This is a genomic window from Streptomyces pristinaespiralis (assembly GCF_001278075.1).
GTDB lineage: Bacteria > Actinomycetota > Actinomycetes > Streptomycetales > Streptomycetaceae > Streptomyces > Streptomyces pristinaespiralis.
In genome coordinates this window covers 2,841,056-2,853,546 of record NZ_CP011340.1, presented here as the reverse complement: position 1 = coordinate 2,853,546, position 12,491 = coordinate 2,841,056, and the positions used below count along the sequence as shown (strand labels likewise).

General features: G+C 73.4%; 9 protein-coding genes. 8 read left to right on the top strand and 1 reads right to left on the bottom strand.

The window, feature by feature from the left end:
• Positions 1-78: 78 nt before the first annotated feature.
• The 7 genes from SPRI_RS11850 to SPRI_RS11820 all read left to right on the top strand — a co-directional run bounded on the left by SPRI_RS11850 (position 79) and on the right by SPRI_RS11820 (position 10,847).
• Positions 79-1,305: a L,D-transpeptidase gene (locus SPRI_RS11850; protein WP_005311655.1), complete on the top strand. Its 1,227-nt coding sequence runs from the start codon at positions 79-81 to the stop codon at positions 1,303-1,305.
• A gap of 189 nt (positions 1,306-1,494) precedes the next feature.
• Positions 1,495-2,742: a L,D-transpeptidase gene (locus SPRI_RS11845; RefSeq protein ID WP_078535251.1), complete on the top strand. Its 1,248-nt coding sequence runs from the start codon at positions 1,495-1,497 to the stop codon at positions 2,740-2,742.
• A gap of 77 nt (positions 2,743-2,819) precedes the next feature.
• Positions 2,820-3,587, top strand: a complete 768-nt coding sequence (locus tag SPRI_RS11840; RefSeq protein WP_005311653.1) for an enoyl-CoA hydratase/isomerase family protein — start codon at positions 2,820-2,822, stop codon at positions 3,585-3,587.
• Between the two features lie 186 nt (positions 3,588-3,773).
• Positions 3,774-6,395 carry a class III lanthionine synthetase LanKC gene (gene lanKC, locus SPRI_RS11835; protein WP_053556910.1) on the top strand — a complete coding sequence of 874 codons (2,622 nt, stop codon included), beginning with the start codon at positions 3,774-3,776 and terminating at the stop codon, positions 6,393-6,395.
• A gap of 28 nt (positions 6,396-6,423) precedes the next feature.
• Positions 6,424-6,552, top strand: a complete 129-nt coding sequence (gene ramS / locus SPRI_RS11830; RefSeq protein ID WP_053556909.1) for a mycelium formation morphogenetic lantipeptide SapB — start codon at positions 6,424-6,426, stop codon at positions 6,550-6,552.
• Positions 6,553-6,816: 264 nt separating this feature from the next.
• A complete protein-coding gene (locus tag SPRI_RS11825) occupies positions 6,817-9,075 on the top strand; it encodes an ABC transporter ATP-binding protein (RefSeq protein WP_063805340.1) in 2,259 nt (752 codons plus the stop codon).
• Positions 9,072-10,847, top strand: a complete 1,776-nt coding sequence (locus tag SPRI_RS11820; protein ID WP_053557727.1) for an ATP-binding cassette domain-containing protein — start codon at positions 9,072-9,074, stop codon at positions 10,845-10,847. Before SPRI_RS11825 ends, SPRI_RS11820 begins: the two co-directional genes overlap by 4 nt.
• A 61-nt stretch (positions 10,848-10,908) precedes the next feature.
• Here SPRI_RS11820 and SPRI_RS11815 read toward each other — a convergent pair whose 3' ends face one another.
• Positions 10,909-11,496, bottom strand: coding sequence for a response regulator transcription factor (locus SPRI_RS11815; RefSeq protein WP_037773709.1), 588 nt, complete (start codon positions 11,494-11,496; stop codon positions 10,909-10,911).
• A 433-nt stretch (positions 11,497-11,929) separates the two neighbouring features.
• On the opposite strand from SPRI_RS11815, the gene SPRI_RS11810 reads away from it, so the two are divergent.
• Positions 11,930-12,433, top strand: coding sequence for an ATP-binding protein (locus tag SPRI_RS11810; protein WP_005311645.1), 504 nt, complete (start codon positions 11,930-11,932; stop codon positions 12,431-12,433).
• Positions 12,434-12,491 lie beyond the last annotated feature (58 nt).

The window sequence follows — 12,491 nt, the reverse complement described above, 5'->3', positions numbered from 1 at the left end:
TTCTGCCCGCGCCGCCCCCGTCCCAACATCGCCCGCCGTTCACGTTGCCCCCACAGGGTGGTCGTCGTTGACCGGTACGTGAGACATGTACTGAAGCGGGCAGGGCACAGGGCCGCGGTCGCCCTGGCAGGGGCCGGACTCGTCGCGGGCCTCGTCGGCTGCTCCGGCGGTGTGCCGGGCATCGGCGACAAACCGCGGGGGACGAAGGACACCATCCGGGTCACACCCGAGGACGGCGCGAAGGAGGTGCGCCCCGACGACACGGTCGAGGTGCGGCTGCCCAGCGGGCGGCTGGAGCGGGTCGAGGTCACCCGGATCGAGGACGCCACGAAGACCGTGGTCGAGGGGCGCATCTCCGGCGACGGGCTGCGCTGGGCGCCCGAGAAGGGCACCCGGCTGAAGCTCGCCGCCAAGTACAGCGTGGACGTGGTGGCGCTGGACGGGCACGGCCGGCGCTCCGCCCGCCACACGACGTTCACGACCCTGGTCCCGGACAGCCGGTTCATCGGCTACTTCAAACCGGAGAACCGTTCGACCGTGGGCACGGGGATGATCGTTTCCTTCACCTTCAACCGGAAGATCGAGAACCGGGCCGCCGTGGAGCGCGCGATCCGGGTGCGCTCGCAGCCGCCGGTGGAGGTCGCCGGCCACTGGTTCGGCAAGGAACGGCTCGACTTCCGCCCCCGCACGTACTGGAAGCCGGGCACCGAGGTCACGGTCGACATGCGGCTGCGGGACGTGGAGGCGGCGCCGGACGTGTACGGCATCCAGCACAGGACCGTCTCCTTCACGATCGGCCGGTCCCAGGTGTCCCGGGTCGACGCGGCGGCGCACACCATGGAGGTGGTGCGCGACGGGCAGGTCCTGGCGACCGTCCCGATCACCGCAGGCGCGCCCAAGTCCACGACGTACAACGGCAAGATGGTGGTCACCGAGATGTTCGACGTGACCCGGATGAACGGCGCGACCGTCGGCTTCACGAAGAAGGACGGCAAGAGCGAGTACGACATCAAGGACGTGCCGCACGCCATCCGGCTGACCACCTCGGGCACCTTCCTGCACGGCAACTACTGGACCCCCGCCGACACCTTCGGCTCGGACAACGTCTCGCACGGCTGCGTGGGGCTCAGGGACGACAAGGGCGGCAGCAGTGAATCCCCGGCGGGCTGGTTCTTCGACCGGACCCTGATCGGGGACGTGGTGGAGGTCGTGAGGTCCAAGGACAGGACGGTCGCGCCGGACAACGGCCTCGGCGGCTGGAACCTGGACTGGCAGCGCTGGAAGGCGGGTTCGGCGCTGCGCTGACCGGGCAGAACCCTCTCACCCGCACCGAAGGCGGCCCCGGCACGGTCCCAGGACGACTTGGGACCGAACGGTGACATTCGGGTGCACATTTGACGACCTGCGGTGTGATTATCTATCGCCGTGCGTGCGTGAGGCGCGCGGGGGTGGGGGCCGTGGCGTTGCCAGGCCGTGCGAGGGGAGTACACGACTGTGAACGGGCAGCCGATATCGGGGGCATCGGCCGGAACCGGACGCGGGCGCGGGGGCGCCGTGCTGTCCGCTCTGGTCATGGGGGCGATGCTGGTACTGACCGCCTGCGGGGGCGGCGGCTCCGCCAAGGGCGGTGACAAGGACCCGGGCGGCAAGGACGGCAGCGGCAAGGTCGAGAACGCGGCCTCCCAGGCGGTGGTCACCATCTCGCCGAAGGACGGCGCTGACGCGGTCGCGACCATGGGCGCCCTGAAGGTGACCGCGGCCAAGGGCAAGCTGACGACGGTCACCGTGCAGGACGACAAGGGCACGAAGATCGAGGGCAAGATCGCCGCGGACGGGGCCAGCTGGCAGCCGCTGCAGCACCTGGCGGGCGCCACCAAGTACAAGGTGCACGCCGTCGCGGAGGACGCGGACGGCCGTGAGTCCGCCAAGGACACCACCTTCACGACGCTGGTGCCCAAGAACACCTTCATCGGGCACTACACGCCGGAGGACGGCTCCACCGTCGGCGTCGGCATGCCGGTCTCCATCAACTTCACCCGCGGCATCACCGACCCGGCCGCGGTCGAGAAGGCCATCACGGTGACCGCGGAGCCGTCCGTCCCGGTCGAGGGCCACTGGTTCGGCAACGACCGCCTCGACTTCCGCCCCGAGAAGTACTGGGCGGCGGGCACGAAGGTCACCGTGAAGCTCAACCTGGACGGTGTCGAAGGCCGCCCCGGCGTGTACGGCAAGCAGGCCAAGAGCTTCTCGTTCACCATCGGCCGCAGCCAGGTCTCCACCGTCGACGCGAGCGCCAAGACGATGAAGGTCGTGCGCGACGGCAAGGAGATCAAGAACATCCCGATCACCGCCGGAGCGCCGTCGACCACCACGTACAACGGTCAGATGGTCATCAGCGAGAAGTACAAGGTGACCCGGATGAACGGCGCCACCGTGGGATTCGGCGGCGAGTACGACATCAAGGACGTGCCGCACGCGATGAGGCTGTCCACCTCGGGCACCTTCGTCCACGGCAACTACTGGGCCTCGGCAGGGACGTTCGGCTCGGCGAACGTCAGCCACGGGTGCATCGGGCTGCGGGACGTGCGCGGCGCGTACGACAAGAACACCCCGTCGGCGTGGTTCTACAACAACTCGATCATCGGCGACGTGGTGATCGTGAAGAACTCCAAGGACAAGCAGATCGCTCCGGACAACGGCCTCAACGGCTGGAACATGTCCTGGTCGGAGTGGACCGCGTAGGACGCGGACGAGAGGGCCCGGCGCTGTGAGCAACAGCACCGGGCCCCCGCGCGTTAACGCGCACTAACCTCTCCTGCATGACCGTTTCACTCGAAGTCTCCGAAGGCGTCGGCACCATCAGGCTCGACCGCCCCCCGATGAACGCCCTCGACATCGCCGTCCAGGACCGGCTGCGCGAGCTCGCGGAGGAGGCCGGCCGCCGCGACGACGTGCGGGCGGTGATCCTCTACGGCGGCGAGAAGGTGTTCGCGGCGGGCGCGGACATCAAGGAGATGCAGGCCATGGACCACGCGGCGATGGTCGTGCGCTCCCGGGCCCTGCAGGAGTCCTTCACCGCCGTGGCCCGTATCCCCAAGCCCGTCGTCGCGGCCGTCACCGGCTACGCCCTCGGCGGCGGCTGCGAGCTCGCGCTCTGCGCCGACTACCGGATCGCCGCCGACAACGCCAAGCTCGGCCAGCCGGAGATCCTGCTGGGCCTGATCCCGGGCGCGGGCGGCACCCAGCGGCTGTCCCGGCTGATCGGCCCCTCCCGCGCCAAGGACCTGATCTTCACCGGCCGGATGGTCAAGGCGGAAGAGGCGCTCTCCCTCGGCCTCGTGGACCGTGTCGTCCCCGCAGCCGAGGTGTACGAGCAGGCGCACGCCTGGGCCGCGGCCCTGGCCAAGGGGCCCGCGCTGGCGCTGCGCGCGGCGAAGGAGTCGGTGGACGCCGGGCTCGAGACGGACATCGAGACCGGACTCGCCGTCGAACGCAACTGGTTCGCGGGCCTGTTCGCCACGGAGGACCGGGAACGCGGCATGCGCAGCTTCGTCGAGGAAGGCCCGGGCAAGGCCAAGTTCCTCTGACCGCTCTGCCGGTCCTGATCCCGGCCCCGGCCCTGCCGCGGGCCGCGGGCCTGTTCGCGGGGCCGGCTGCCGCATCCCGCCCTGGTTACCTGTGCGTACCGCACGTTCGGAAGGTGACAGCGGTGACTGTCGGGCGCCTGGCCGCGCGTGACAACGTCACTCCTGTCACCGACCGAGGGAGTGCGCGTGAACAAGGGGTACGCGGTCTTCTGCGACGCCGACCGGCACTTCTACGACGCGCCGCACCGCCTGGCGTTCGCAGAGGAGACCGCTGACGGCTCCCTGTACGAGGCGGCGCGGCTGCCGGTCCCCGAGGGCTGGCTCAGCCACCGCACGGGCGACTGGCTCGCCCTGCGGCCGGTGGACCGGGAGCTGCCGTCCCAGGGCTGGAAGATCCACGTCTCCGCCTCTCTCGGCAACGCGGAGTCGGTGCTCGCCAAGGTCCGGACGTACTGCCTGGCGCACGAGGTCGCGTTCAAGTTCGTCCCGAGCCGCTACCTGCTGCATCAGCGCAACGCCAAGTACGCCGACCGCGCCTCGAGCGGCAAGTTCATCACGGTCTACCCGGCGGACGAGACCCGGTGCGGACGGATCGCGGGCGACCTCGCCGCGCTGCTCGACGGCGAGCCCGGCCCGTACATCCTCAGCGATCTGCGCTGGGGCGCGGGGCCGGTGCACCTGCGCTACGGAAGCTTCACCCGCCGCCACTGCTACGACGAGCAGGGCGAGCTGCGCCCCGCGATCGAGAACGGTGCCGGCGTACTGGTGCCCGACCGGCGCGAGCCCGTGTTCCGGATACCCGAGTGGATCACCCCGCCCGACTATCTGCGGCCCCATCTCGAGGCCCGCGGCGCGGTGGCCGTCACGGATCTGCCGTACACCGTCGACAAGGCGCTGCACTTCTCCAACGGCGGCGGTGTCTACGAGGCCCACCACAAGGCCACCGGCGCCCGGGTCGTGCTCAAGGAGGCCCGCCCGCACGCCGGCCTCGCCGCCGACGGCGCCGACGCGGTGACCCGCCTGGACCGGGAACACCGGGCGCTGCGGCAGCTGACGGGGCTCGCCTGCACCCCGGAGGTCGTGGACAGCTTCGTGCTGGGCGAGCACCACTTCCTCGCACTGGAACATGTGGCGGGCAAGCCGCTCAACTCCTTCTTCGCCCGCCGGCACCCGCTGATCGACGCGGATCCGACGCCCGAGCGGCTGGAGGAGTACACGCGGTGGGCGATGCGGATGCACGGCCTGGTCGAACAGGCCGTGGCCGACGTCCACGCGCGCGGAGTGGTCTTCAACGACCTGCACCTGTTCAACATCATGGTCGCCGAGGACGAGGAGTCCGTCGTACTCCTGGACTTCGAAGCGGCACGCCCCGTGGAGGAGCGCGGCCGGCAGATCGTCGCCCACCCGGCGTTCGTCGCACCCGCCGACCGGCGCGGCATCGATGTCGACCGCTACGCGCTGGCCTGCCTGCGGATCGCCCTGTTCCTGCCGCTCACCAGCCTGTTCGCCGTCGACCGGGACAAGGCGGCGCACCTGGCCGACCTCGCGGCAGCGCACTTCCCGGTGCCCCGTGAGTTCCTCGACGCGGCCGTACGGGAGATCGGGCGCGACCCGGCCGGCGGCCCGCTCCACGCACCGGCGCGAGGACCCGGCCGGTTCCTTCCGGTGGATCCGGACGACTGGCCGCGCAGCCGCGACTCGATGGCCAAGGCGATCGCGGCGTCCGCGACCCCGGAGCGCGAGGACCGGTACTTCCCGGGCGACATCGCCCAGTTCGCGACCGCGGGCGGTGGAGCGTCCTTCGGCTACGGCACCGCCGGAGTGCTCCACGCGCTCGGCGAGAGCGGCTCCCCGTCCTGCCCCGGCGCCGAGGAATGGCTGCTGCGCCACGCCAAGGCACCCGAATCGGGCACTCCGCTCGGGTTCTACGACGGCCTCGCCGGCATCGCCTGGACCCTTCACCGGCTCGGACACCCCGGCCCTGCCCTGGAACTGGCCGGACGGATCCTCGAAGAGGACTGGTCGGCGCTCTCACCCGACCTGCACAGCGGCACGGCCGGGATCGGCCTCGCCCTCGACGCCCTCGCCGCCGCCACCGGGGAGGCGGCCCTGCACGACGCCGCCTCCCGCTGCGCGGAACTGACTGCCCGCCCCGTCCCGGCCCGCGCCGGGACCGGGCGGAGCACACGGCGCACCGGGCTGCTGCACGGGTCCGCGGGCCGCGCGCTGTTCTTCGTGCGCCGTTACGAGCGCACCGGGGACACCGCGCTGCTCGACCTCGCGGCCGAGGCGCTGAGCGACGACCTGTCCCGGTGCGTGCACGGTGCCGGGGGCACTCTTCAGGTGGACGAGGGCTGGCGCACGATGCCCTACCTGGGAGCGGGCAGCGCCGGCATCGGCATGGTGCTCGACGACTACGCGGCCCACCGCCGCGACGGGACCTTCGACCGGGCGCGAGGCGAGATCGTACGGGCCGCGCAGGCCACGTTCTACGCACAGCCCGGCCTCTTCCGCGGCGCCGCCGGCATGGTCCTGCACCTCGCGCGTACCACCACGGGCGGCCCCGGCACCACGGCGGAGGACGTCCGCCGCCAGGTCCGCTCCCTTGCCTGGCACGCCATGTCCTACAAAGGCCGACTGGCCTTTCCCGGTGAGCAGATGATGCGGCTGTCGATGGACCTGTCCACCGGCACGGCCGGCTGCCTGCTTGCGCTGGCGGCGGCGCTCGGCGACCGCCCGGCGCAGCTGCCGTTCCTGCCGCCGCTGCGGCACCCCCAAGATCCGGCCCCGTCACGGGGTCGTCAGTAGCACCGTCCCCGACAGAGAGGAAAAGATCATGACCCTGCTCGACCTGCAGTCGATGGAGACCCCGAAGGAAGAGGCCATCGGCGACGTCGAGACCGGTAGCCGCGCCAGCCTGCTGCTCTGCGGTGACAGCAGCCTCAGCGTGACCACCTGCAACTGATCCGGCGCGGCTCCGCGAGCGGCGGCAGTCGCTGCGGAGTCCCGGCGCCCCCGGAGCACGTCTCCGGGGGCGCCGCGGCGTCCGGAACGCGGGGCCCAGGGCGGACGGTTCCGGCCCGCCGGGCCCCCGGAGCGGTCCCCGGGTCCTGCGGGCAGGAGCGCCGCGGGCGGGTGACCGAGAGGGGTGACGAGGCTGGAACGGGCAGAGCGGCCACGGGGCAGGCGACGGCGCGACGAGGAACCGCGCGACCGGGAGCGGTCGGCGGTGAACACCCGTGGCGAGGAGCGGCCGGAGAAGGGCCGTACGCCGCCGGTGGGCGGAGGAGACGCACTCCTGCGCGGCACGGTACGGCGCACCTGGTTCATCGCTGCCGTTCTCGGCCTCTGTTCGACCGCCGCCGCCGGGTGCGCGCTCGCGGTCCCCGCCGTCATCGGGCACGCGCTCGACCTGATGCTGGACCGACGCACAGGGGCGGGACCATGGCTCGCGCTGAGCGCCGTGCTGCTGGCGGGTGAGGTCATCCTGGAGGCCGCACGCGTCCTGCTGAGCCAACTGGCCGGTGCCCGCGCCACCGCCTGGGTACGCATCCGGGCGTTGAAGGGGCTGCTCGGCAGTCCGCTCTCGCATGCGGCGCCGTACTCTCCCGGTGACGTCGCCGCCCGGCTGTGTGTGAACGCCGCGGACAGTGGCGCCGCGCCCGCGGCGCTCGCCACCATCGTCTCCTCGCTGCTCGCCCCCGTGGGCGCCCTCGTGGCACTCGCGCTCATCGATCCGTGGACCGCCGCCGTATTCCTGGCCGGTGTTCCGCTGCTGCTTCTGCTGCTGCGCGCCTTCGCCCGTCATTCGTCCGACAGCGTCGGCCGCTACCAGCGGGTGCAGGCCGACATCGCGGCCCGGCTGGCCGAGGCGCTGGAGGGCGCCCGTACGGTTGCCGCGGCGGGCACCCTCGGACGCGAGGCGCGGCGCGTCCTCGCCCCGCTCGACGAACTCGCTCTGCACGGACGGCGCATGTGGACCGTCCACGGCCGCGCCGTGGCGCACAGCGGCGTGCTCCTGCCGCTGCTCGTCACCGCCGTCCTCGCCGTGGGCGGTGTCCGCGTCTCCCAAGGCGCCCTGAGCGTGGGGGACCTGCTGGCAGCCTCGCGCTACGCGGCGCTCGCAGCGGGCGTCGGCGGCGTCGCCTCCCCGCTCGGCGCGCTCGTGCGGGCCCGCAGCGCGGCCCGTCGCACGGCTGAGCTCGCGGACCTCGAGCCGATGCCCCACGGCTGCGCGGCCCTGCCGGAGGACGGAAACGGCACCCTGGAACTCAGCGGCGTCGGTCTGGTGCGCGGCGGGGTGCCGCTGCTCACGGACGTGACGCTGAAGGTGCCCGGAGGCGCGACGGCCGCCGTGGTGGGCCGGTCCGGCTCCGGCAGGTCCAGCCTCGCCGCCGTCGCCGGCCGGCTCGAGGACCCGGACGAGGGACGGGTGCTCCTCGACGGCACGCCGCTGGCCCAGGTGGAGCGGGGTGACCTGCGCGCCCGCGTCGCCTACGCCTTCGCGCGACCGGAGTTCCACGGCGGCACGGTGGCCGAGGCCGTGGCGGCCGGAGCCGTGGACGCGAGCGGGGACCGGGTCCGGCACGCCGCGGTCCTCGCGCACGCCGACGACTTCGTACGCCTGCTGCCCCACGGGTACGGGACACCGCTGGACCAGGCGCCGTTGTCCGGGGGCGAGCGGCAACGCCTCGGCCTGGCCAGGGCCTTCGTACGCCGAGGGCGGCTGACGATCCTGGACGACGCGACCTCGAGCCTCGACACGGCCACGGAACGGCAGGTGGAACTCGCGTTGTCGGGTGCCTCGTTCACCGGTACGCGGCTGGTCGTCGCGCACCGGGTGTCCACCGCCGCCCGGGCCGACCTGGTGATCTGGCTGGAGGCGGGCCGCGTCCGGCGCGTCGCGCCGCACGGCGAGCTGTGGCGGGACCCGGACTACCGTGCGGTGTTCGTCCCCGAGCCGGTGCCGGCACAACCGGCCACCCCGTCCCCGCCGACCTCCGGGGACCCCGTGCCGGCGCCGGCTGCGCCGCCCGCGGCGGGTCCCGTACCTGCGCCGGACCCCTCGGACCCCTCGGACCCGCCGGACTCGCCGGCCCCGTCGGATCCGTCGGACCGCGTGCCGGCGCCGGCTGCGCCGCCCGTGGCGGGTCCCGTGCCTCCGCCGGACCCCTCGAACCCGTCGGACCCGTCGGACCCGTCGGACCGCGTGCCGGCGCCGGCTGCGCCGCCCGTGGCGGGTCCCGTACCTGCGCCGGACCCCTCGGACCCGTCGAACCCGTCGGACCCGTCGGACTCGTCGGACTCGTCGGACCCGTCGGACCTGTCGGACCCCTCGGACCCGCCCGACCCGCCGGACTCGTCGGACCCGCCCGACCGCGTGCCTGCGCAGGACCCGTCACGCACGCCGGGGGCGGTACCGCCACGGCGGGCCGGGTGGCCGCCCGCCGCCGTGGTCGCACGCCGCGGCCGGGGGAGGGGGCGATGAGCCGGCCCGCCGACCGGCCCGCTCACGGCCCCGCCCTCACGGACCGGGCGGCCGCCCGCCGGCTGGCGGCACCGGCGCGGCGTTTCCTCCTGGGCAGGAAGCGGACCCTGTTCGGGCTCGTGGCCCTGTCCGCCGCCGAGTCCGTGCAGACGTTCCTCGGTGGTTACGGGGTCGCCAGAGCGCTCGACGACGGGTTCCTCCGGGCGGACACCGTGACGGGTCTGCTCTGGCTGGCGCTGGCGGCCGGGGTGATTGTGCTGAGTACCCCCGTCACCCGCGGTGTCTTCGCCCTGCTCGCCGACCTGACGGAGCCGCTGCGCGACGCCCTGGTCCGCCGAGCGGTGACGCACGCGCTGCGCAAGGCCACCGCCCTCGGCGGCTCGGTCGACGGCACGGCCGTCTCCCGGCTGACCAGCCAGACGGAGATCGCCCGCGACAGCTTCGCGGGACTGGTGCTCACCGCGCGCTCCTTCGTCTTCGTCGCCGCCGGGGCCGCGGTCGGTCTGCTGTCGCTGGCACCGCAGTTCCTGCTGATCGTCCTGCCGCCGCTGCTGCTGGGGGTCACGCTCTTCATGGCGTCGCTGCTGCCGATGGCCCGCGCCCAGCACCGTTACCTCGACGCGGACGAGGCGATCGGCAGGCACGCGCAGAACGTCACGACGGCCCTGCGCGACATCGTCGCCTGCGGCACGCAGGACGCGGCGGAGGCACAGGGGCGGCTCGATGTCGGCGAGGCCGCCGCCGCGGCCCGGTCGATGGCCCGCTGGGCGGCCGTGCGCACGCTCGCCGTGGCCGTGGCCGGCCAGCTGCCGGTCCTCCTCCTCCTGGTCTGTACGCCGTGGCTGCTGGGACAGGGGGTCACGGCGGGAGCGCTGGCGGGTGCCCTGACCTATCTGCTCCAGGCCCTGCTTCCCGCCCTGCATTCGCTGATGACGGTGCTGGGCGCCGCGGGCGCCCGGCTGCTCGTGGTCCTGGGCCGGCTCACCGAGCCGTACCCGGACACGGCCGTCCCCCCTCCCGCCGCAGGCTCCGGGCCCGGCCCCAGGACCGGTGGGGCGGCGGTGGAACTGCGGGGCGTCCGGGTCTCCTTCGGGTCGCGTGCCCGTCCCGTCCTGGACGGGCTGGACCTGACCGTCGCCGAGGGGGAGCACCTCGCGGTGGTCGGGCCGAGCGGCATCGGCAAGTCGACACTTCTCCAGGTGGTGGCCGGCACGCTGGCGCCGTCCGAGGGGGCGGTGCGGCTGGCCGGCCGTTCAGTGGCGCCGGCGTCGTCCACGGATCCGACGTGCCTGCGCGCCCTTCTCCCGCAGGACGCGTACGTGTTCACCGGCACGCTCCGGGACAACTTGTGCTACCTGTGCCCGCAGGCTCCGCGAGCCGCCGTGGAGGAGGCCGTGCGGGCGCTGCGGCTGGAGCCGCTCGTGGCCAGGGTCGGCGGTCTGGACGCGACACTGACGCCGCGGACGCTCTCCCTGGGCGAGCGGCAGCTGATCGCCCTGGGCCGTGCCCACCTGTCCCCGGCGCCCGTGCTGCTGCTCGACGAGGCGACGTCCCACCTCGATCCCTCGACGGAGGCGGTGGCGGAGCGTGCTCTCGCCGCCCGGCCCGGGACCCTGGTGGTGGTGGCCCACCGGCTGTCGTCGGCGCTCCGGGCGGACCGCGTCCTCGTCCTCGACGGCACGCGCGCCTCGTGCGGAACGCACGAGGAACTGCTCGTGCGTTCCGCGCTGTACCGGGACCTGGTCGGGCACTGGCACGGCACCGGCGGCTGATCCGGCCGGTCGGCGGCCGCGGTCCGTCCGCGTGCCGGACCGGCCGGTTTGCCGACCCGGATCAGGTCCAGCCGGCTCCCTGTGCGATGCGGATCGCGTCCACCCGGTTGCGGGCCCCCACCTTGCGGATGACGCTCGCCATGTAGTTGCGGACCGTCCCCTCCGACAGGTGCAACGACGCCGCGACGTCCGCGATCGGCTCTCCCTTGGCGGCCAGCGCCAGAACGCTCAACTCTCTCTGCGTCAGGGGCATCTCCGCCGCCGCCAGGAATCCGGCCGCGAGTGCCTCGTCCACGAAGCGGTCCCCCTTCGCGGCGCGGCGCACCGCTGTGAGTAATCGGCTCTTGGAGCCGTCCTTGTCGACGAACCCGAGGGCACCGGCCTGATGGGCCCTTCGCAGCACCCCTGGTCGCTGCGCCGGGACGAGCGCCACGAGCGCGCCCCTTCCGGTCGCCGTCCTGTCGGCCGCCCGGGCCGGCTCCAGGCACTCGGCGTCGACGACGTACACGTCCGGCACCGAAGCGCCGGGGATCGGTCTCTGCGGCCAGTGCGAGGCGGAGGAGACATCGAAATCACCACCGCAGCGCAGCAGTTCCTCGAGCGCCGCCCGCAGCAGCCCGGCCTCGTACACCACGGTCACCCGTATCATTTCCCACCCCTTGGGTATGCCCGCCACGCCTGTCCGGCGTGACGCTCGTGATCCGCCCCTCCTCTGAGTGCCCCCGCGATGGTTCGGGGAACGGGGCATTCGGGAGCACAGGGGCGCACGCGATGGCGTGTTGGCCGGATGAGTACGCGGCCCGGTGAACCGGTGCAGGCCATCGACGGCTCCGCCGTGGGGCGCCGCGCGACAAATGGCCTGATAGCGCTCCCCGGTGACCGCGGGCGGCAGGCCGGCACGCCGGTGTCCGGGGTGCCGGCGTCACTCGTGAGGGTGGCCTTCTGCCAGGTGCGGACGGGTGGGCGGCGCCTTGTGACGTCCGGGCCGGGTGCCGCCCGAGCCGGTCGGGCGGTCCTGCTCCCCGGGGCTCCGTTCCGCGGGAACGGCCACGCGGACGGGCCGCAGGGGCCATGATGGAGCCATGGCGGGCCTCGAGGGTGTGGGACAACCGCGGCAGCGCGTCGGCGCGACCGCCGCACGGTGGGTACCGGCCGCCGACGACGAACAGGCCCTCAAGGCCGTCGAGTTGTACGGCAATCCCACCGACGCGGAGGTGCGTCTCCCCTCCCGGCCCGAGTCCGCCGCGACCGCCCGCCGCCTCACCCAGTGCGTGGTGCTGCGTCAGTGGGCGCTGCCGGCGCAGACCGGTGAGTACGCGGTCCTGCTCGTCTCCGAGCTGGTCGGCAACGCGGTACGCCACACCGGAGCACGGGTGTTCGGCTTACGGATGCTGCGCCGCCGCGGCTGGATCCGCATCGAGGTGCGCGATCCGTCCCGGGGGCTGCCCTGTCTGATGCCCGTCGGTGAGATGGACACCAGCGGCCGGGGGCTGTTCCTCGTCGACAAGCTCGCCGACCGCTGGGGCGTGGATCTGCTGCCGCGCGGCAAGACCACCTGGTTCGAGATGCGGGTCGTCGACCGCTGACGCACGCCGGACGACGGTGGGCCGCGACGCACAGAAGCCCCCGTGCGCCGCGATGGCG